Genomic DNA, 22,719 nt, shown 5'->3' with positions numbered 1-22,719 from the left:
CAATGTGACGCAGTTCAAATTTTAATAAGCGTCCGTTGTAACCGCACTGCGTTCGCCGTGCGGCCTGCCTGCAAAAAATATTTGGGAGAGTGTGTTATGCCTGTTGCATTACTGGCGCTGGCGCTGAGTGCGTTCGCCATCGGCACCACGGAGTTCGTCATCATGGGATTACTGCCGGACGTGGCGGGCGATCTGCAGGTGACCATTCCTTCGGCGGGATGGCTGATCAGCGGTTACGCGCTGGGCGTGGCCATCGGCGCGCCGATCATGGCGCTGCTGACCGCCAAACTGCCGCGGAAAAAGACGCTGATTCTGCTGATGATTATCTTCATCATCGGCAACGTGCTCTGTGCGTTGGCCTACACCTACAACCTGCTGATGCTGGCGCGTGTGGTGACCGCGCTGTGTCACGGCGCCTTCTTCGGCATTGGCGCGGTGGTCGCGGCGAGCCTGGTGGCACCGAGTCGTCAGGCTTCTGCCGTGGCGCTGATGTTCACCGGCCTGACGCTGGCTAACGTGCTTGGCGTGCCGCTCGGCACCTGGTTTGGTCAGATGTTTGGCTGGCGCGCCACCTTCTGGGGCGTGGCGATTATCGGCATCTTCGCCTTTATCGCGCTGATTGTTAGCCTGCCGAACAACAAAGAAGAGAAGCCGGTGCACCTGGCGAGTGAAATCAGCGCGCTGGCGAATGGCAAACTGTGGCTTTCACTGTTGATGACGGTGTTCTTTGCCGCCGCGATGTTTGCGCTGTTCAGCTACATCGCCCCGCTGCTGTTGCAAGTGACCGGCATCTCGGATCGTGGTGTGAGCTGGACGCTGTTCCTGATCGGTGCCGGTTTAACCGTCGGCAATATCCTCGGCGGCAAGCTGGCCGACTGGAAAGTGTCGTTCAGCCTGATCCTCAGCTTTGTGCTGATTGCGCTGTTCTCGCTGCTGTTCAGCTGGACCAGCCATGCGCTTTGGCTGGCGGAGATCACCCTGTTCTTGTGGGCGATGGCGACCTTTGCCACCGTGCCAGGCCTGCAGATTAACGTGGTGCGCCACGGTAAAGATGCGCCAAACCTGGTTTCCACGCTCAACATCTCCGCCTTCAACGTCGGTAACGCGCTCGGCGCGTGGGTCGGCGGCGCGGTGATCGAGAAAGGTTACGGCCTGACGTCGGTGCCGGTTGCTGCAGCCGCGCTGGCAGTCATCGGTTTAGTGATCTGCCTGATCACCTTCCGCAAATCGGGCGGGCAGGGCGAAGCGGTTAACGCTTAAGCTAATTGCTCGGCAATACGTTGTGGAAACGCGGCCACTTGCTGTTGCAGGTGGTCGCAGAAGTGATCGACCAGCGCTGAAGCCGGCCGATGCTGTGGCCGCACCAGACTGACGGTAAACGGCACGGCGATACTGAAGCGACGCATCACCACCCCGCTGGCGGCGTAATCAAGCGCCGTCAGCGGATTCACAATCGAAATCCCCACGCCCGCGCGCACCATCGCGCACACCGACGCCGCACTGTGCGTCTCCAGCACCAACCTCCGCTCCACCTCCTGCTCATGAAACAGCGAATCCAGTAGCTGGCGATAGCTATCGCTGCGCGACAGGCTGACGTAATTCTCGCCGTGGAAATCTTGCGGCGTCAGCACCGCGCGCTGGCACAGCGGATGCTGTGGCGGCAGCACGCACACTTCATCGCAGGTCAGCAGCGGCAGACGCTCGGTGCCGGCGGGCGCATGCTGGGTTTCGGTCAGACCGAGATCGTAGCGCTGCGCCGACAGCCACTCTTCCAGCAGCGGCGACTCCTGCGGAATGATATTCAGGCTGACCTGCGGATAGCGCTGCATAAAGGGCTGCAGCAGCGGCGGCAGCAGCGACTGGGAAAACACCGGCAAACAGGCGATCGACAGTTCGCCCTGACGAAACTGCCGCAGCCCTTCGGCGGCATCCATAATGCGATCGAGCCCATACCACGAGCGCTGCACCTCTTCGTACAGCCGCAGGCCTTGCACCGTCGGCTGCAAACGTCCGCGCACTCGCTCGAACAGCTGCAAGCCGAGCTGCTGCTCCAGCCGCGCCAGCTCGCGGCTTACCGTTGGCTGCGAGGTGTGCAGCAGCGTCGCCGCCTGCGTCAGGTTGCCGCTGGTCATCACCGCGTGAAAAATTTCGATATGTCGCCAGTTAATTTTTGCCATTGCGCCCTCCGCTAAAGCCATATCATATTTGTATAGATGTCGCTAAAACAGATATTTTTCTGAATCGCTGCGCTATGGCTAAATAGGGGTAATGACACAGGAGAATTGAGATGCCACGTCCACTGAACAACACCGAAACGGCGTTAACCGCCGCCCATTTACTGCCGCTGGCGCAGCGTTATAGCGGTCCATTCTGGGCTTATGATGCGGCGATTATTCAGCAGCGCATTGCCCAGCTGAGCGCGTTCGACGTGGTGCGTTTTGCGCAGAAGGCCTGCTCAAATATTCACATCCTGCGCCTGATGCGCGCGGCCGGCGTCAAAGTCGATTCGGTTTCGCTGGGTGAGATCGAGCGTGCCATTGCCGCCGGTTATCAGCCGGGTGGCGAAGATATTGTTTTCACCGCCGACGTGTTCGACCAGCCTACGCTGGCGCGCATTGCCGAGCTGAAGGTGCCGGTTAACGCCGGTTCAGTAGATATGCTGCATCAGTTAGGTGACGTGTCGCCGGGCCACGCGGTGTGGCTGCGCATCAATCCCGGATTTGGTCACGGCCACAGCCAGAAAACCAACACCGGCGGTGAGAACAGCAAACACGGCATCTGGCACAGCGATCTGCCGCTGGCGCTGGCGGCGATTCAGCAGCACGGCCTGCGTCTGGTTGGTTTGCATATGCATATCGGTTCCGGCGTTGATTACGGCCATCTGCAGCAGGTGTGCGACGCGATGGTCGATCAGGTGGTGGCATTTGGTCAGGATCTGACAGCGATCTCGGCAGGCGGCGGCTTGTCGATTCCGTATCGTTACGATGAAGAAGCGATTGATACCCAGCACTATTACGGCTTGTGGAACGGCGCGCGCGAGCGTATTGCCGCGCATCTTGGTCATCCCGTGAAGCTGGAGATTGAGCCGGGCCGTTTCCTCGTGGCTGAGTCGGGCGTGCTGGTGTCACAGGTGCGGGCGGTGAAAGCGATGGGCAGCCGTCACTTTGTGCTGGTCGATGCCGGTTTCAGCGATTTGATGCGTCCGTCGATGTACGGCAGCTATCACCACATTTCGCTGCTGCCGGTTGACGGTCGCGCGCTGGGTGACGCAACGATTGAAAGCGTGGTGGCCGGTCCGCTGTGCGAATCGGGCGATGTATTTACGCAGCTGGAGGGCGGCAAAGTGGAAACCCGCGCGCTGCCTGCGGCGCAGGTGGGCGATTATCTGGTGTTCCACGATACCGGTGCGTACGGCGCGTCGATGTCGTCGAACTACAATAGCCGCCCGCTGATTCCTGAAGTGCTGTTTGAGAACGGTGAGGCGCGGGAGATTCGTCGTGCGCAGACCATTCAGGAGCTGCTGGCGCTGGAACTGAACTGATGAAGATCGTTGCGCTCAGCGCGGTGCCGCATCACGCCACGCAGATCACCGATTGGCTGTGGCAGGCGTTTGGCGATGGCACCTCGCGCGAGTTTTACGACAGCATCGTGCGCAGCAGCCTCAACGGCGCCGATTTCCCGGTGACTTTTGTGGCGCTCGACGGCGATACGCCGCTGGGTACGGTGGGATTTTGGCGCTGCGATTTGATCAGCCGTCAGGATCTGACGCCGTGGGTGGCGGCGCTGTACGTCGAGGAGTCGGCGCGCGGCAAGGGATTGAGCGAAGCGCTGCAGCAGCATGTGATTGCGTTCGCGCAGCAGCGTGGTTATGACAAGTTGTGGTTATGGTCGACGTTTGGTGGTTATTACGAACGTTTTGGCTGGCAGTATCAGTGCGAGGCGCTGGAGTTCCCGGATGTGCGGGTGAAGGTGTACGCGCGGGATTTGTAGTTGCACAACGCACTGAATCGTAGCGGCGCGATTTATCGCGCAATAAATTGCGCCGCTACAAATTGTGCGGCGCGCAATCTTGCTTAACCCGGCCCACTCACCGAATGCCGTCTCACCAGCGTCGGGCTAAACATATTCGTCACTTCCGGCATCTCGCCGCCATTGGCTAACGCCAGCGCCAGCTGCGCGGCCTGTTGCGCCATGGTGACAATCGGATAGCGCACCGTGGTCAATCTTGGACGCACATAGCGCGACACCAGCACATCATCAAAACCAATCAGCGACATCTCTTCCGGCACGCGAATGCCGTTATCGCTTAGCACCGCTAGCGCACCGGCCGCCATTGAATCGTTGTAGCAGGCCACTGCGGTAAACTGCTTGCCGCGTCCCATCAACTCGGTCATCGCCTGCTCGCCGCCGACTTCGTCTGGTTCGCCCCACGCCACTAAACGATCGTTACACGGCAAACCGTGCTCTTTCAGCGCATCGTAATAACCCTGCAGGCGATCTTCAGCATCCGAAATAGTGTGCGTTGAACAGATAAAGGCGATCTGCGTGTGGCCTTGCTGAATCAGATGACGGGTTGCCAGCCACGCGCCGTAGCGGTCATCCAGCGCGATGCAGCGCGTTTCAAAACCTTTCAACAGGCGATTCAGCAGCACCATGCCTGGCACCTGCTTCATCAGCATCTCTAAATCATCGTCGGGGATTTTCTTGGCGTGCACCACCAGCGCGGCGCAGCGATGACGCATCAGCTGCTCAATGGCCTGACGCTCTTTTTGCTCATTGTGGTAACCGTTACCAATCAGCAAAAAGTTGCCGGTCTGGCCTGCAACCTCATCCACCGCTTTGACCATCGCGCCAAAAAACGGATCGGACACATCGCCCACCACTAAACCGAGGGTTTCGGTAGATTGCTGCGCCAGGGCGCGCGCATTGGCGTTCGGGTGATACTGCAACTGCTCCATTGCCTGGGTTACGGCGAGGCGCGAACTCTCGCTGGCTTTGGGCGAATTATTGATGACGCGGGAAACGGTCGCGACCGAAACCCCCGCCATGCGGGCAACATCCTTAATGGTAGCCATGCGATTATCGACATCCGGGAAAACGTTTACACATGCCATCAGTGTTACGGAAAAGCCACCCTGTAGCAACCCGCCAGAATGCCAGCGCTGTCGCAAAAGCACGGAAAATCAGGCGCTCACGGCCGCGCTTTAGCTCAGTCACAGGCTCATGTTATGCTGCCAGACATCATCACACCTGCCTGCCGGACCCAAAACCATGAAAACTCGCGTGCCACATCTGGCGCACTGGGGCGCTTTTACCGCCGTCACCGAAAACCATCGCCTGATTGGCTGTGAACCGTTCTTCGCCGATGCCGATCCGTCGCCAATGCTTAACACCATTCCTGAACTGGTCTATTCGGATAAACGTATTCGTCAGCCGATGGTGCGCCGATCGTGGCTCAAGTCACGCGAGAACAGCGATCGCACCTTGCGCGGTCGGGAAGATTTCGTGGCGGTGGATTGGGATACCGCGCTGGATCTGGTGGCGGAAGAGAATCGCCGCGTGCGCGATCGCTACGGCGCATCGGGCATTTTCAACGGCTCTTACGGCTGGTCATCGGCGGGCCGCGTCAATCACGCGCGCACGCTGATTCGTCGCTTCTATTTTCAGGGCGGCGGCGGGGTCGATCAGCAAGGCAACTACAGCTGGGGCGCGGCGCAGTTCTTCCTGCCGTATGTGATTGGCACCTACATGCCGCTGACCGGACGCGTCACCGACTGGCCGGAAGTGGTGGAGCACGCCGAGATCTTCATCGCCTTTGGCGGTCTGGCGCTGAAAAATGCCCAGGTGGCGTCCGGCGGAGCAGGGCAGCACAGCCTGAAACCGGCGCTGGAGCAGCTTAGCGCCAAAGGCACGCCGATCATCAACATCAGCCCGATGCGCGATGACTGTCCGGCGTTCGTTAATGCCGAGTGGATTGCCATTCGCCCGAACACCGACGTGGCGCTGATGCTGGCGCTGGGTTATGAAATCACCCGCCGCAACGGCATTGATGAAGGCTTCCTTGCTAGCCACTGCACCGGCTGGCCGCAGCTGCGCGGTTATTTGCTGGGCGAAAGCGATGGCATGGCTAAAACGCCGGAGTGGGCGAGCGCGATTACCGGCATTCCGGCGGCGCGCATCGCTCTGCTGGCGCAGCAGCTGATGGGCAAACGCAGCTTTATTACCTGCTCCTATTCGGTGCAGCGCGCCCATCGCGGCGAGCAGCCGTACTGGATGATGATTGCGCTGTCGTCGATGCTCGGGCAGCCGGGCTTGCCGGGCGGCGGCTTCTCGTTTGGTCACGGTTCGATGAACAGCGTCGGCAATCCGCGTCAGGATGGCCCGGCACCGATGATGAGCACCGGCCCGAATCCGGGCAATTTGTCGATTCCGGTGGCGCGCATCAGCGACATGCTGCTCAATCCCGGCCAGCCGTATCACTTCCAGGGCGAAACCCAGCACTATCCGGATATTCACTTAGTGCACTGGGCGGGCGGCAATCCGTTCCATCATCACCAGCAGCTCAATCGTCTGGTGGAGGGCTGGCAGCGTCCGGATACCGTGATTGTGCAGGATATTGTCTGGACGCCAGCGGCGCAGATGGCGGATATCGTGTTACCCGCCACCACCACGCTGGAGCGCAACGACATCGGCGGATCGTCGCGCGATCGCTTCGTGCTGGCGATGCATCAGGCGATCAAGCCGCAGCATCAGGCGCGTAACGATTTCGATATTTTTGCCGATATCGCCGATCGTCTCGGCTATCGCGATGTGTTTACCGAAGGCCGCAACGAGATGCAGTGGATTGAGCATCTGTATCAGCAGTGCGCCACCGCGCATGCGCGCCGGGATATCCATTTCCCGGAGTTTGGAGAATTTTGGGATCGCGGTTTTGTCGAGATCCCCGCAGGCGGCAAGCCGTTCGTGTTTATGGATGATTTCCGCGCCAATCCAGAAACGCACCCGATTCAAACCGCCAGCGGCAAGATTGAGCTGTTCTGCCAGACCATCGCCGATTATCAGCTGGACGATTTCGCCGGACATCCCGAATGGCGCGAGCCGCAGGAGTGGCTCGGTGCGCCGCTCAGCGCGCAGTTCCCGCTGCATATGATCTCCATTCAGCCGTCAGATCGTCTGCACAGCCAGATGGACGCCACCGCCACGGTGCAGGGCAATAAAACCGCCGGCCATGAAACGCTGTATATGCATCCGCAGGATGCGGCAACACGTGATATTCAGGACGGCGATGAGATTGAAGTCAGCAACGCGCGGGGCCGCATGCTGGCTGGCGTGCGCCTCACCGACGGTTTAACGCCGGGCGTGGTGATTATCGCCACCGGTGCCTGGTTTGATCCCGGATTTGGTCGCGCGTGGCAGCCGTGGGATCGCGCCGGCAACCCCAATGTGCTGACGCTGGATATCGGCACCTCGTCGTTAACTCAGGGGCCGAACGCCATGAGTTGCCTGGTGGAAATCAAAAAACATCGGATTTGCACAAACGGTTAACAATCTCACCGCTGGTTACATTTTGCGGGTAACTGTTGCGTTTAGGCGATGGTTTCTCATCGTGCCGCCTTGCTACAGTCAGGGTCCCAGAGGTATTGATGGGTGAACATCAAAAAGTTTTCTTGATTACACCGACCTGCGCAGATGCGCAGGTTTTTTTTTGCTTAACGAACTGATACACACTTTTTCTGTCAACTTTCTTTACGTTTCTTTATAAGAGAAACCATTCATACCCAAAATAATTCGAGTTGTAGCAAGGCGGCAAGTGGGTTCATCCCCAGGAGCTTACTGAAGTAAGTGACTGGGGTGGACACGCGCAGCCAACGCAGCTACAGCTCGAAGTATGAAGGGTATTACCATTTTGATTGCAGTGGATTGTTATGGCCCCTATTAAAAAACTTCTGGGAAAAGACCAGATAAAAGCGCCCTTCAACCCGTTTCGTTTTCGCCTGATCTGCCTTGGCGTTTTCTGCTGTCTGGTACTATTACTGATCTGCGTGGGCGATCTGCAGCTGATCAAGCATCCGATGCTGGAGCACGAAGCCGATCAGCGCTCGCTGCGCACCGTAACGCTGCCGACCAACCGTGGCACGCTGCTGGATCGTGACGGCCAGGCGCTGGCGCTCAGCGTACCGGCGCGCGATATCATCGCCGATCCGCTGCGCGTGCTGGAGGCCAATCCTGATTTCACCAGCGCTAAATGGGCTTATCTGGCGGCGGCGCTCAATCAGCGGCCGGAAGATCTGCGCGCGGCCATCACCGCCAACCCGAAAAAGCGCTTCCTCTATCTGGGCCGTAAAATCGAACTTGGCATCGCCAAAGACATCGCCGAGCTGAAACTGAAAGGCATCAGCTCGGTGTATAACGACAGCCGTTTCTATCCGATGAGTGAAGCGGCGGCGCCGTTGATTGGCATTGTTGGCGCCGATAGCAACGGCCTGAACGGCATCGAAAAGGGCTTCGACCATGTGTTGCAGGGCGATCCGGGCAAAGAGGTTTATCGTCAGGATGGTGAAGGCAACATCATCGCGATGATCGATTACCAGCCGCCACAGCAGCCGCCGACGGTGCAGCTCAGCATCGATAAGTTCGACCAGTTCACGCTCTACAGCAAACTGCGCGACGGCGTGCTGCTGAACAAAGCCGATTCGGGCGCGGCGGTGCTGGTGAAGATCGATACCGGCGAGATTCTGGCGATGGCCTCTTATCCGTCGTTCAACCCGAATAACTATGAAAACGCCACGCCAGCGCAGATGCGTAACTCGGCGATCAACGACAGCTACGAACCCGGCTCCACGGTAAAACCGCTGGTGGTGATGGAAGGGCTGGAGCGCCATCTGGTGCGCGCCGATTCGGTGATCGATACCACGCCGTATAGCGTCAATGGCCACCTGATCCGTGACGTCGGCCACTGGCCGCGCCTCACCATGACCGGCATTCTGCAGAAATCGAGTGATATCGGCGTATCGCACATTGCGCTGGCGATGCCCGCCGAAGCGCTGGTGAATACCTATCAGGCGTTTGGTTTGGGTAAACCGACCGGGCTGGGATTGACCGGCGAAAGCGTTGGCTACTTCCCGCTGCACCGCGAGCGCTGGGCGGATATCGAACGCGCGACCTTTGCCTTCGGCTACGGCCTGCGCGTGACGCCGCTGCAGATTGCGCGTGAATACGCCACGCTCGGTTCTTACGGCGTGTATCGTCCGCTGTCGATCACCAAAGTGACGCCGCCGGTGCTGGGCAAGCAGGTGGCGAATCCGCAGGTGGTACAAACCGTGGTGCATATGCTGGAGAGCGACGTGCTGCCGGGCGGCACCGGGGTGCGCGCGGCGGTGCCGGGTTATCGTCTGGCGACCAAAACCGGTACCGCCGAGAAGATGGGCAGCAGCGGCAAGTACGATGGCGGCTATATCAACTACACCGCCGGTATCGCACCGGCCAGCCATCCGGAAGTGGCGCTGGTGGTGATGATTAACCATCCTACGGCGGGCGATCACTTCGGTGGTTCGGTGGCGGCACCAATTTTCGGCAATATCATGGGCCCGGTGCTGAAACACATGAACGTGGCGCCGGACGCGATTTACAGCAAACCGACCTCGGATAAATCCTAGTTAAATCAAAAGTGTAATTGCGCTGTGGAGAATATTCACACCTCGTTTCACTTCGCCGAACACCGTTGCTTTTTGCACCTGTCTTTCAGCGGCTCATCAGTGCCAATATGGTCATCCCAGAGGTATTGATGGGTGTGAAAACAACGCTGCCGTGCAGCACCCCTGTTATTACACCAACCCACGCAGATGCGTGGGTTTTTTTTGCCTGTAATTTGGTGGGTGTTGTGGGTTGGATGTGTGAGCGGGTCGCCATGCAGTGACAAACCGGGCTTATAGGTTTCAGTTTGCTCGCTGTAGTTAGAATGTGCTCGCTGAAGTTAAAATGTGCTCGCTGCCCCCCATCCCGGCCTTCCCCCGCAAGCGGGGGAAGGAGACGCTGCCACATGCCGCTTCTAAACTCACATTTTGCAGCATCTTCCTCCCCCGCTCGCGGGGGAGGACCGAGGAGGGGGACAGCCAGCACGGACCGAGGTAGGAGACAGCCAGCACCCACCTGAAAAACAAAAAAAGCCACACCGAAGTGTGGCTTTGGGTTATTGCTGTGTGCGTCTGAATACATAGACGAAGTTAAGGGTACTGCTTTGTTACACCAGTTCGGTTTTAACGCCTTGCTGGATGAGGAGCTCGGCGTCATCGCCGTGGCTATAAACGTTGTACTCAACACCGGCAACGGTGACGGTGCCATCCTGATGCACCCACTCGCTGACGTCGCTGCCTTCCGGCAGGATATCGGCCAGTTGAACCACATCACCTTCGTCACCTTGTACTACCAGCTGAGTTTTACCGTCGTCGATAAACAGGCCTTTTTCGCCGTGCGCCAACAGCGCAGCGAGATCCAGTTTCAGAGTTTTATCTCCGGTGCCGGTGAGGTCGATAATTTCAACTGACTGAATATGGTCGCTATGAATATTTAGGTCCAATATCTGGTCTTTGCCAGTTAATTGAAGCGTATCGATCTTATCAGTATTACCGATAATATCATTAGTGATTAAATCATCAATATCATTCAGTGCATGTATATTATTATCCGGTTCTGATACTGGCGGCTCAGTTTCAGGAGTTTTTTCGATGTCGTATCTAATATTATCCAAGTGAATATAGCCATTCGTTGTAATATTGAATTTATAAATATCATGAGCAGGTAAATTTATTTTTAAGACTGAGTCACGATTCAAACTATAGCTTGTTTCAGGTAAGACATTACCAGCTGAATCGTATGCTAAAACTTTAACGTTGGTTAAATAATTTGCGCCAAATAATTCAAAGCTAACATTTTTAATTTTTATATCTCTGGTGCTGCCGAAAGTACCAAGCTCGACTTGTAGCCAAGAGTTGTTGATAGCTAACGATGTATTACCAAAGGACTCTTTAAAAGAATTATTATTATTTTCAATGCTAATATTACCAATGGAGTTTATGCTTACAATATCATTGTAAGCATAAAATTTTTCATATATAAATTTCTTTGGCCAGTTGCTTGGGATGTTTTCAAAATCGACAAGCCCGGCTTCCACCGGATTAACCAATTTCACATCAAAGTTATTCACCCAATCCCCATCTTTATTTTTACTCACCTGGAATGACCAATCACCCGTTAACAGATTATTGTCTGGCGTCCATTGCCATTCACCGTTTGCATCAACCTTAGCGCTGTAAATCTGTGCCGCATCGGTTCCATGTTGGGCATTTAAATAAACAATACTGTTGGGTTCGCCGTGACCGTGCAGGGTTGGCGTCAGGTCGTCCATTGGCTCACCGCTGGCACGTTTACCGGAGGCGCCGACATCGTCATAGGCGTAATCAATGGTTGGCTCAAAGCTATCTGCGTCAGTGATGTTAACCACAAACGCATCACTCCACTCGGTTTCGCCGACCGGCTGAACGAAGAACTCCCAGCGGCCAATGCCCAGATCCTCTTGCGGCGTCCAGCTCCAGTTGCCCTTACCGTCAACATCCAGAGTAACCGATGCTTCAGAGCCATCCAGCAGCGTATAGCGCAGCACAACATGGCTGTTGGCTTCCGCACGGCCGCGCAGGGTTGGCGTCAGGTCATCAGTGTAGGCGCCGTTACCGAGCGAGCCGGTGGCCGTACCTGCGTCATCATAGGCTGAGACGATGCGCGCGGAACGGGCGTAATCGTCCGGTCCATATATCTCGAGATTAAACAGCGCAGAGGAGGTGTCGCCGATGCTGGCCTGGAACTCGTAGTTACCGCTGCTGAGAGCCGCAGATGGCGTCCATGTCCACTGCTGACCGGTCAGGGTGGCGGTGGCGCTGCCTGCCCAGTTATTGCTGCCCACTTCACGGTACATAATCACCACGGTGCTGCCCGCCGAGGCGAAGCCGCGCAGTTCAGGCATATCGTCATCGGTCAGCGCGCCGTTTTTCAGGATGCCGGTGTTGGTGCCCGCATTATCGAACGCATGGTTAATCAGAATGGTATCCGGCGGCAGCGTGCCGATATCGGCATCCGGCGCGACGTTAATCACGAATGCCTCAGAAGGCGTACTTTCACGGAATTGACCGGCGAATTTTTCCACCGTGGTCAGCGTCAGGTTGTTGGTGCCGTCTTGCAGTTCAACGGTGGGGGTAATCACCCATTCACCGCTATCTTTGTCAGCCACCGCGCTGCCGATGGTTTCGCCATCCGCGTTTTTCAGCAGCACTTTACTGCCTTTCTGCGCCACGCCGGTGAGCTGTGGGGTTTTGTCGTCGGTGGTGCCGCCCTTGTCAAAGCTGCCGACTTTGCCGCCGACATCGTCGTACAGGTTATGCAGCTTCGGCGCATCCGGCGGCGTGCTGTCAACCACGATGCTGAGCGGGGTGACGTCATCCGAGGGGGTGCCACCGGTATCAACGGTGTACATTACGGCGTTGTAGATACCGTCCGGTAAATCTTCCGGTGCGGTCCAGTGCCAGTTACCGTCTGGCTCGATGATGGTGGTGAAGTGCTGATCGTTGATAAAGATGTGTATCTCGGCGCCCGCATCTTCAGGGTGGAGGTGCTTCGGGTCGGATTGAAAAGCGACCTTGCCGGTGGCGAACTCTAAAACGAAGGTTTCGATCGGGTCGAAAAGGTTATTAATTTTCATCTATGCGTTACCTGATGTGGAATGGGTAATAAGTTATGGATTTAGCGGCCGCTAGTGACCTGGATTAGGAGAATGCCTAAAAACGGCGCAAAGGACGTATGAGAAATGTCTGCTCCTTGCGGGGAGATGTGGGCAGGTCGCCATTAACGGCGTAATCGCATTCAGTTTGGTGCGCAATTCAGTCACCGCAGGTTTTGTAGCGGCGCGATTTATCGCGCGTATTTATGGTGGCACCGTGCCCATCCGGGTATTGCGCAATAAATTGCGCCGCTACGGTTGGTGCAAATATCAATAAAAAAAGCCACACCGAAGTGTGGCTTTGGGTTATTGCTGTGTGCGTCTGAATACATAAACGAAGTTAAGGGTACTGCTTTATTACACCAGTTCGGTTTTAACGCCTTGCTGGATAAGGAGCTCGGCGTTATCGCCGTGGCTATAAACGTTGTACTCAACACCGGCAACGGTGACGGTGCCGTCCTGATGCACCCACTCGCTGACGTCGCTGCCTTCCGGCAGGATATCTTTCAGCTGCACGGTATCGCCCGCATCACCGCGCACCAGCAGCTGGGTTTTGCCGTCGTCGATAAACAGGTTTTTCTCGCCGTGCTGCAGCAGGCTGTTGATATCCACCACCAGGGTGTTATCGCCGTCGCCGCTGATATCGAACACTTCAACCGACTGGATTTGAGCGCTGTGCGCGCTGAGATCCAGCAGCTGATCGTGGCCGGTCAGATACAGTTCGTCGGTCTGACCTTCGTGGCCGATAATGGCGGACGAGGTGAGATCGTCGATGGCGGCGAGGGTGTGGACGGTGTCGTCGTCTTCAGCAGTAAATTGGCTTGAAGTATCTCGGCTAGCAAAACCATAATTTATGTTATCAATCCAGAAAATATTTTCTTTTCCGTTTATAGGTGCGTGAAAAACAAGTTCAGTAAGACCAACTTTAAAATCTACGTTAATAAAGCTTAATTCACTAATATTAACTGATTTTCCTGCGGGTATGGTAAAAGTAAATCTGCCGGAATATTGATTTTTTGCTCCTGTATGTGAATCAATGATGAGTTGTAAATCTGATCCTGTGGGATTGTAAACTTGGAAATTAAAGCTTGTTATTTTTTTTGTATTCGGCTTTGGAATTAAATCAGGAGTATAGCTGGTAGCTATTCCGAAAGAATGATTGGACAGTCGTGGCGTAAATTCAAGAACTTTACTCCCGAAATTTAATGGGCCTGAATCAATCTCGACAATTTTAGCTAAATTAGGGTAATAAGATAAGAATATTATATATTCATCATAGTATTTAAGATCCGCAATGACAACAGGAAAATCTTCTGGTGGATGTTCAAAATCGATAATTCCCGAATTAGAACCTCCGCTCTTAAGTGTCAAATCAAAGGCACTTTCCCATTTGGTTCCGCCTTCTTTTTTAACCTTAAATGTCCAGTCACCTTCTGCCAGATCTTTTTTCGGCGTCCAATTCCATTCGCCCTCATCATTAACTTCAACGTTGTAATTGGTATTTTTGCCGTTAAGAGTGGTGCGCAGCGTAATGGTGGTGTTCGCCGTGCCAGTACCGCTGAGTGTCGGCGTCAGGTCGTCGGTGGTTTCACCGCTTATCAGGTCTTTTTTTGTTCCAAAGTCATCATGGGCTTTCTCAATATCTGGTCCCGCAGCCCCCGCGCCTTCCAGAATCAACTTAAATGCAGTGCCCGGTGTCGCGTTGGCGTCTTTCTTCACCTGGAATGACCAGCTGCCGGTAGTCAGGTTACTGGTTGGCGTAAATTCCCAGTTGCCAGATGCATTAACCTTTGCCGAGTATTTTCTTGGGGTCGTCAGCAGTGGATGGTCCGCATCAATATAAACAATGCTGTTGGCTTCACCGCGTCCGCGCAGGGTAGGTTTGAAGTCGTCGGTGATCGCGCCGCTCGCCAGCTTGCCGGTGGTGCCCACGTCATCCCAGGCGTCAACGATGGTGGTTTTCGTACCGATATTGCTGCTCTCGACCAGCTCCAGCACAAACTGCGCCGAGCTGACGTCGCCGTTGCGCGCCTCGAAATCGTACTTACCGGCGGCGATGTTGCTGCCCGCTTCCCAGCTCCAGCTGTCGCCGGTCACGGTGGCCGCGCCGCCGGGGATCCACGCGCCGGACGTGCCTGTAAGGCGGTAGTAAACGGTAACGCTGTCGCCGCCAGTGACGGTGCCTTTGAGGATTGGCGTCTGGTCATCGGTGATGGCGCCGTTTTTCAGGTCACCGGTGGCGGTGCCGAAGTTGTCCTCTGCGCCGGTAATCTCAACGGTCACCGGTTGTGGCGTGCCGCCCTCGACGTTAATCACGAACGCATCCGAAATCACGCCTTCACGCAGCTTGTTCGCGAACATCTCATCAGAACGCAGGCGCAGGGAATTGGCACCTTCTTTCAGGTCTGCGGACGGCTCGATGGTCCAGATACCGCTTTCTTTATCCGCCACGGCGCTGCCGAGCTTGTTGCCTGCTTCATCCAACAGATAAACGGTGGTGCCTTTTTGCGCCACGCCGGTCAGGGTTGGACGGGTGTCATCGGTGATGCCGCCTTTATCGAAGCTGCCGGTTTCGCCGACGTCATCAAACAGATTAAGCAGGGTTGGTGCGACGGGCGGCTTGGTATCAACCACGATGCTGAGCGGGGTGTAGTCTTCCGACTGCAAGCCGCCCTTGTCAACGTTGTACATCACGGCGTTGTAGGTGCCGTCCGGTAAGTCTTCCGGCGCGGTCCAGTGCCAGTTGCCGTCTTCCTCGATGACGGTGGAGAAGTGCTGATCGTTGATGATGATGTGCACCACGACGCCTGCTTCGTCAGGATCGCGAGCATCCTCCTGGGATTCAAAGGCGATCTTGCCGGTGGCGAACTCTGCAACAAAGGTTTCGATCGGGTCGAAAAGCTTATTGATTTTCATACATGCGTTACCTGATGTGGAATGGGTAAAAGTTGTGGATTTAGCGGCCGCTAGTGACCTGGATTAGGAGAATGCCTAAAAACGATGCAAAGGACGTATGAGAAACGTCTGCTCCTGAAGGGGATAAATCTGGTGCTCGCTATCCCCCTCCTCGGTCCTCCCCCATAAATGGGGGAGGAAGACGCTGCCAGATGTGCGTTGGGGAGCGGCATCTGGCAGCGTCTCCTTCCCCCGCTGGCGGGGGAAGGCCGGGATGGGGGACAGCGAGCATATGCAAAATTTCAGGCTGACCTCCGCCGAGGGCGAACGAAAGTCGTGCCGAGCAGTTTGCCGGTCGCCATTAATGGCGCCCCTACAAAACCGGTGAGTCCGGATGTGATGATTGTCGTAATACAAAACCGGTGAGTCCGAATGGGATGATGGTCGTACGCTGTGAAACCCACAAAACGCTAAAAATTCCAACGATTTATCGCACGGAAGGTTTACCATTTTCCTTTGGAAAATATATTTTACGCAACCTTAACAACCGCGCGTTTCCCGCCTCCCTACAATGACACTCCAGAGTCATTCCCTTCGTGACTATTCACCTCCTATCTTTTAGAGAATAACTATGCGCCTGAAACTTCTTTCTGCCAGCGCGGTGTTTTTACTGGCAGCCTGTGACCAGGGCGGAGCCAAGCCCGCCGCACCCGCAACGCCGCAGGTTGGTGTTGTGAACCTGAAAGCGCAACCCGTTACGCTTGTCACTCAACTGCCGGGCCGAACCACGGCGGTGCGTACCGCGCAGGTGCGTCCGCAGGTCAGCGGCGTGATTGAGAAAATCCTGTTCACCGAAGGCGGCGAAGTGAAAGTCGGTCAGCCGCTGTATCAGATCGATCCCGCCACCTACAAAGCGGCCTACGACAAGGCGATGGCAACCTGGCAAAACGATGCGATGGTGGTGAAACGCTATCAGCCGCTGGCCAGCGCGCATGCCATCAGCCAGCAAACTTACGACGATGCCGTCGCCGCCGCGCGCGAAGCGCAGGCCGATGTGGAAACCGCTAAGGTCAACCTCGATTACACGCTGGTGAAAGCGCCGATTGCCGGCCACATCAGCCGTTCGCTGTATACCGCCGGTGCGCTGGTCACCAACGGTCAAACCGACTATCTCGCCACCATTACCCAGCTCGATCCGATCTACGTCGATGTCAGCGAATCGGCAACCGATCTGTTGCGTCTGCGCCGCGCGCTGGCCGACGGCAAAATTGCCAAAGTGGATGACAATACCGCCGCGGTGGGCTTAACGCTGGAAGACAACAGCCAGTACGGCGAGCAGGGCAAGCTGGCGTTTTCAGAAGTGAACGTCGATACCGCCACCGGCACCGTGGTGCTGCGCGCGGTGTTCCCCAACGCGCACAACGAACTGCTGCCCGGCATGTACGTGCACGCCAGCTTCCCGCAGGGCATTCAGCAGCAGGGCATTTTGCTGCCGCAGGAGGCGATCATGCATGACAGCAAAGGTCAGCCGTATGTCTTCGTGGTGAAAAGCGACAACACCATCGAGCAGCGCAGCATCCACACCGGCGAGATGATCAAAGGAGAATGGCTGGTGACGTCGGGCCTGCAGCAGGGGGAAAACGTGGTGGTGAATAACCTGCAAAGCGTGCGCAGCGGGGTGAAAGTCACCACCGCCGCCGCCAACACCAACGACACGCCATCCGCCAATGCGGTCAGTCTGTCAATGACCGACGCAGCAGCGCAATAAGGGGGCGGCATGTCGAAGTTTTTTATTGAACGTCCGATCTTTGCCTGGGTTATTGCGATTATCGTGATGCTGGTGGGCGCCATTGCTGCCATCAGCCTGCCGGTCAATCAATATCCCAATATCTCCGCGCCTGCGGTCTCTATTTCGGTGACCTATCCGGGGGCCAGCGCCGAAACCACGCAAAACACCGTGGTGCAGGTGATTGAGCAGCAGCTCAATGGTCTGGATGGTTTGCGCTATCTGGAATCAAGCAGCGCCTCGGACGGCAGCGCGCAGATCATCGCCACCTTTAATCAGGGCATCAATCCCGATATCGCTCAGGTGCAGGTGCAGGATCGCGTGTCGCTGGCGGAGTCGCAGCTGCCCACCGACGTGACGCAGCAAGGGATCCGCATCCGTAAGTACCAGAAAAACTTCATGATGGTGATCGGGCTGATCTCAAAAGACGGCAAGCTGACCAACGGCGATCTCGCCGACATGCTGGTGTCGAAGCTGGAAGATCCGATCTCGCGCACGCCGGGCGTCGGTGACTTTATGGTGCTGGGATCGGAGTACGCGATGCGCATCTGGCTCGATCCGGCCAGGCTGTACAAATACAACCTGATCCCCAGCGATGTCACCACCGCGATTGATAACCAGAACGTGCAGGTCTCGTCCGGTTCGCTCGGCGGTTTGCCGACCATTCAGGGCGCGAAAACCGAGGCGACGATCCTCGGCAAAACCCGTTTCACTAGCGTGCAGCAGTTTGAGAATGTGCTGCTGAAAGTGAACAGCGATGGCTCGCAGGTGCGGCTGAAAGATGTGGCCAGCGTGGCGTTGGGGCCGCAGAGCTACGGTATTGATGCCACGCTGAACGGCAAGCCCGCCGCCGGTATCGCGCTGCGTCTGGCAACCGGTGCTAACGAACTGGATACCGCCAAAGCGGTGCGGCAAACCATCGCCGACTTAAAAGAGTCGCTGCCGGATAACGTCGAGATTCAGTACCCGTACGACACCTCGCCGGTGGTCAGCGCCTCGATTGAAGAGGTGGTAAAAACGCTGATTGAAGCGGTAGTTTTAGTGTTCTTCGTGATGCTGATCTTCCTGCAAAACCTGCGCGCTACGCTGATCACCACGCTGGTGGTGCCGGTGGTGCTGCTCGGTACCTTCGGCATTCTGTCGGCGTTTGGTTACAGCATTAACACCTTAACCATGTTCGGCATGGTGCTGGCCATCGGGCTGTTGGTGGATGATGCGATTGTGGTGGTGGAGAACGTCGAGCGCGTAATGCACGAAGAGCAGCTCGACCCAAAAGCCGCCACTATCAAATCGATGCAGCAGATTCAGGGCGCGCTGTTTGGCATCGCGCTGGTGCTGTCGGCGGTGCTGCTGCCGATGGCGTTCTTCTCCGGATCAACCGGTGTGATCTACCGCCAGTTCTCCATCACTATCGTCTCGGCGATGGCGCTGTCGGTGATCATGGCGCTGATCTTCACCCCGGCGCTGTGCGCCACCCTGCTGAAACCGGCGGCGGCGGAGCACAAAACCACTGGCTTCGCCGGCTGGTTCAACCGCAAGTTTGATAGCGGCGCAATGCATTACACCAATGGCGTCAGCAAAGTGATCTCCCGTCGCGGCCTGTTTCTGGTGATCTATCTGGCTATCGTCGGCGTGACGGGCTTTTTGTTCACCCGCGTACCCACCACCTTTCTACCAGCGGAAGATCAGGGCCTGATGATGGTGCAGATGACGCTGCCGGTGAACGCCTCGTCACAGCGTACCCAGCAGGTGATTAACGATCTCAACGCCTATCTGGAGCAGAACGAAGCCTCGGTGGTGACCACCACTTTTGGCGTGGCGGGCTTTAACTTTGCCGGTCGCGGCCAGAGCAACGCCATGGCCTTCGTGCGGCTGAAAGATTGGGGCGATCGTACCCACAGCGGGCAAAGCGTGCAGGATCTCGCCAACCGCGTGATGGCGCACTTCGCCAACTATCAGAACGCCAAAATCTTCGCCATGGTGCCGCCAGCGGTGATGGAGCTGGGCAACGCCACCGGTTTCGATCTCTATCTGCAGGACACCGGCGCGCACAGCCATCAGCAGATGATGGATGCCACGCATCAGTTGATTACGCTGGCGAACAACGATCCGCATCTGGCGCAGGTGCGCCTCAACGGGCTGGAGGATGAACCGCAGTATCAACTGGAGATCAATGACGAGAAGGCCAGCGCGCTCGGCCTGAGCATGACCGATATCAACAACACCTTGTCGGTGGCGTGGGGCTCCAGCTACATCGATCAGTTCATGTACAACGGCCGCGTGAAAGAGGTGTATCTGATGGGCAAAGCGGATTCCCGCGTTACGCCATCGGATCTGGATAAATGGTACTTCCGCAACAGCAGCGGCAGCATGGTGCCATTCTCCGCCTTTGCCTCGGGCAAATGGGTGTACGGATCGCCACACTTCGAACGCTTTAACGGCTTAACCGCCGAGGAGATCCTTGGGTCACCTGCGCCGGGCCAAAGTACCGGCGAAGCCATGAAAGCGGTAGAACAGCTGGCGAAACAGCTGCCGCACGGTTTCCGCGTGCAGTGGTACGGCATTTCCTATGAGGAGCACGCGTCCGGTAGCCAAACTACCCAGCTCTATCTGATCTCGATTGTGGTGGTGTTCCTGTGTCTGGCGGCGCTGTATGAGAGCTGGTCGATTCCGTTCTCGGTGATCATGGTGGTGCCGCTCGGCATCCTCGGCACCATCAGCGCGGTGCTGCTGCGCGGTTTGCAGAATGATGTGTTCTTCCAGGTGGGCTTGCTGACCACGGTGGGGCTGGCGGCGAAAAACGCCATCCTGATCGTCGAGTTCGCCAAAGAGCTGCATGAGCACGAAGGCAAAACGCTGGTGGAAGCGGCGGTAGAAGCGGCGCGGCTGCGTATCCGGCCAATCATCATGACTTCAATGGCGTTTATCCTCGGCGTGCTGCCGCTCACCATTTCTAACGGCGCAGGCGCGGGCAGCCAGCACTCGATCGGCACCGCAGTGGCGGGCGGCATGATCACCGCCACCTTCCTCGCCATCTTCTTTGTGCCGATGTTTTACGTGGTGGTTTCACAGCTGTTTGCGCGCAAGAAAAAAACATCCCCAGAGGTCGCGCAAGAGCGTTAAGCGGTCGCCATGAATGGCGACCCTACGTGTGAGACGCAGTGAGGTGTTACGTAGGGTGCGCATTAATGCGCACCTGGCAAATCGCACGGCGCAAAGAGTCGCGGCATAAATCAAGCGCGCGAGTACTTGTAGCGGCGCAATTTATTGCGCAATGCCGGGATGGGCAAGATGCGGGCATCAAGGAGCGCGATGAATCGCGCCGCTACGGAAGCGTGCTCGTATTAGTAGAGTGCGCATTAATGCGCACTGGCAAACTGCACGGCGCAAAGAGGCGCGGCATAAATCAAGCGCACAAGAACTTGTAGCGGCGCAATTTATTGCGCAATGCCGGGATGGGCAAGATGCGGGCATCAAGGAGCGCGATGAATCGCGCCGCTACGGAAGCGTGCTCGTATTAGTAGGGTGCGCATTAATGCGCACCTGGCAAACTGCACGGCGCAAAGAGTCGCGGCATAAATCAAGCGCGCGAGTACTTGTAGCGGCGCAATTTATTGCGCAATGCCGGGATGGGCAAGATGCGGGCATCAAGGAGCGCGATGAATCGCGCCGCTACGGAAGCGTGCTCGTATTAGTAGGGTGCGCATTAATGCGCACCTGGCAAACTGCACGGCATAACATATTGAGAATATTGACAATGAACAGTAAAAATCTCCGCCTGGCGCTGTTGCCGCTGGCGTTGGTGCTGGCCGGTTGTACGCTGGCGCCGCACTATCAGCGTCCGGCAATGCCGGTGGACGCCAAATACGACCAGCCAACGCCGGTCGGCAACGTCGCCGATCTGCCGTGGCAGAACTTCTTCACCGATGCCACGCTGCGCAACCTGATTCAGCTGTCGCTCGACAACAACCGCGACCTGCGCGTGGCGGCGCTGAATGTCGAAGAGGCGCAGCAGGGCGTGACGGTGCAGCGCGCGGCGATGATGCCGTCAATCAGCGCCAGCGCCAGCCAGACCTCGGCGCATGAACCGGCCAATCTCTACAACACCAAAAGCACCGGCGCGGTGACCTATCACGAACTCAACAGCGGTTTGAACGTCACCTCATGGGAGCTGGACTTCTTTGGCCGCCTGCAGAGCCTGAGCGATCAGGCGCAGGAAACCTACCTGTCGAGCGCCGCCACCGAACGCGCTACGCGCATTTCACTGATTTCGGAAGTGGCGACGGCGTGGCTGACGCTGAGCTCGGATAACGATCTGCTACATCTGGCGCAACGTACTGCGCAAAGCCAGCAGGAGTCGTATCGCATCACCCAACTCAGCTATAACGGCGGCGCCAGCAGCGCGATGGATCTGGCGCAGGCCGAGAGCACGGTGCGCGCGGCGCAGGCTGACGTGGCGAGCTACACGCGCCAGGTGCGGCAGGATGTTGATGCGCTGCGCCTGCTGGTCGGCACCGATCTGCCCGCCACGCTGCTGTCACACGCCACGCTCGATGCCCACTGGCAGTTCCCGGCCACGCCCGCCGGATTGCCGTCAGATCTGCTGACGCGCCGTCCGGATATCATGGCCGCTGAGCATACGCTGAAAGCGGCCAACGCCAATATCGGCGCGGCGCGGGCCGCCTTCTTCCCTAGCATCACGCTGACGGCGTCCGGTGGCTCCACCAGCAGCTCGCTCGGCAGTTTGCTGGGCGGCGGCACCGGCGCGTGGTCGTTTATGCCGTCGATTAACCTGCCGATTTTTGACGGCGGTAAAAATACCGCTAACCTCAACATCGCGCATATCGAGAAACGCATTGAAATTGCTGACTATGAGAAGGCGATCCAGACCGCGTTTAAAGAGGTGAATGATGCGCTGGCCGGTCAGGACACCTGGCAGGATCAGCTGACGGCGCTGCAGCAGGAGGTCGATGCCAATCAGCGCGACTACGACTATTCCGAATTGCGCTTTAAGCAGGGCGTCGACAATTATCTCAATGTGTTAGTGGCCCAGCGATCGCTTTACAGTTCGCAGCAGTCACTGATCGGCGCGCATCTCGGCCAGCTCAGCCAGAAAATCACCCTCTACAAGGCGCTGGGCGGCGGCTGGCAATCCTGAATCTCTTAACGAAACCCTTACGGTTCGCGTATGGAATTCGCGCGGGCATTCAGCCGATAATGCGCGCAGTGATGATTTCCCATTGAAATAATCCCCTGTTTTACAGGGGATTTT

General features: G+C 56.9%; 12 protein-coding genes. 8 read left to right on the top strand and 4 right to left on the bottom strand.

Annotated elements, in window-relative coordinates:
- Window positions 1-96 precede the first annotated feature (96 nt).
- On the top strand, window positions 97-1,260 hold the full coding sequence (locus WH298_RS05485) for an MFS transporter (RefSeq protein ID WP_049852609.1): 1,164 nt from the start codon (window positions 97-99) through the stop codon (window positions 1,258-1,260).
- Here WH298_RS05485 and WH298_RS05480 read toward each other — a convergent pair.
- A complete protein-coding gene (locus WH298_RS05480; RefSeq protein WP_007894149.1) occupies window positions 1,257-2,177 on the bottom strand; it encodes a LysR family transcriptional regulator in 921 nt (306 codons plus the stop codon). The two genes, WH298_RS05485 and WH298_RS05480, sit on opposite strands and share 4 nt — an antisense overlap.
- A 110-nt stretch (window positions 2,178-2,287) precedes the next feature.
- Between WH298_RS05480 and lysA the strand changes: the two genes are divergently transcribed.
- Window positions 2,288-3,541, top strand: a complete 1,254-nt coding sequence (lysA, locus tag WH298_RS05475; protein WP_180822400.1) for a diaminopimelate decarboxylase — start codon at window positions 2,288-2,290, stop codon at window positions 3,539-3,541.
- Window positions 3,541-3,990, top strand: coding sequence for a GNAT family N-acetyltransferase (locus WH298_RS05470; RefSeq protein ID WP_180822399.1), 450 nt, complete (start codon window positions 3,541-3,543; stop codon window positions 3,988-3,990). Before lysA ends, WH298_RS05470 begins: the two co-directional genes overlap by 1 nt.
- 83 nt (window positions 3,991-4,073) lie before the next feature.
- Here the strand turns inward: WH298_RS05470 and galR are convergent, their stop codons facing one another.
- On the bottom strand, window positions 4,074-5,075 hold the full coding sequence (gene galR, locus WH298_RS05465) for an HTH-type transcriptional regulator GalR (RefSeq protein ID WP_036622264.1): 1,002 nt from the start codon (window positions 5,073-5,075) through the stop codon (window positions 4,074-4,076).
- Window positions 5,076-5,271: 196 nt separating this feature from the next.
- Here galR and WH298_RS05460 point away from each other — a divergent pair, with 196 nt between their 5' ends.
- Window positions 5,272-7,545: a molybdopterin-dependent oxidoreductase gene (locus WH298_RS05460; RefSeq protein ID WP_180822398.1), complete on the top strand. Its 2,274-nt coding sequence runs from the start codon at window positions 5,272-5,274 to the stop codon at window positions 7,543-7,545.
- Window positions 7,546-7,925: 380 nt separating this feature from the next.
- On the top strand, window positions 7,926-9,656 hold the full coding sequence (locus WH298_RS05455) for a penicillin-binding transpeptidase domain-containing protein (RefSeq protein ID WP_180822397.1): 1,731 nt from the start codon (window positions 7,926-7,928) through the stop codon (window positions 9,654-9,656).
- A gap of 584 nt (window positions 9,657-10,240) precedes the next feature.
- Here WH298_RS05455 and WH298_RS05450 read toward each other — a convergent pair.
- Window positions 10,241-12,748 (bottom strand): Ig-like domain-containing protein, encoded by a 2,508-nt coding sequence (locus WH298_RS05450; RefSeq protein WP_180822396.1) that lies wholly within the window; start codon window positions 12,746-12,748, stop codon window positions 10,241-10,243.
- Window positions 12,749-13,123: 375 nt separating this feature from the next.
- On the bottom strand, window positions 13,124-15,682 hold the full coding sequence (locus tag WH298_RS05445) for an Ig-like domain-containing protein (protein WP_191322096.1): 2,559 nt from the start codon (window positions 15,680-15,682) through the stop codon (window positions 13,124-13,126).
- Between the two features lie 610 nt (window positions 15,683-16,292).
- Here WH298_RS05445 and WH298_RS05440 point away from each other — a divergent pair.
- The 3 genes from WH298_RS05440 (at window position 16,293) to WH298_RS05430 (ending at window position 22,605) form a co-directional block, all read left to right on the top strand.
- Window positions 16,293-17,429: an efflux RND transporter periplasmic adaptor subunit gene (locus tag WH298_RS05440; RefSeq protein WP_180822395.1), complete on the top strand. Its 1,137-nt coding sequence runs from the start codon at window positions 16,293-16,295 to the stop codon at window positions 17,427-17,429.
- Between the two features lie 9 nt (window positions 17,430-17,438).
- Window positions 17,439-20,570 (top strand): efflux RND transporter permease subunit, encoded by a 3,132-nt coding sequence (locus WH298_RS05435; RefSeq protein ID WP_180822394.1) that lies wholly within the window; start codon window positions 17,439-17,441, stop codon window positions 20,568-20,570.
- 634 nt (window positions 20,571-21,204) lie between these two features.
- Complete coding sequence (locus WH298_RS05430; RefSeq protein ID WP_180822393.1) at window positions 21,205-22,605, top strand: efflux transporter outer membrane subunit; 1,401 nt, start codon at window positions 21,205-21,207, stop codon at window positions 22,603-22,605.
- Window positions 22,606-22,719 lie beyond the last annotated feature (114 nt).

It is taken from the genome of Pantoea nemavictus (genome assembly GCF_037479095.1).
Taxonomy (GTDB): Bacteria; Pseudomonadota; Gammaproteobacteria; order Enterobacterales; family Enterobacteriaceae; genus Pantoea; species Pantoea nemavictus.
Note: the sequence above shows the minus strand (reverse complement) of the source record. Positions and strands in the feature narration are given on the sequence as shown.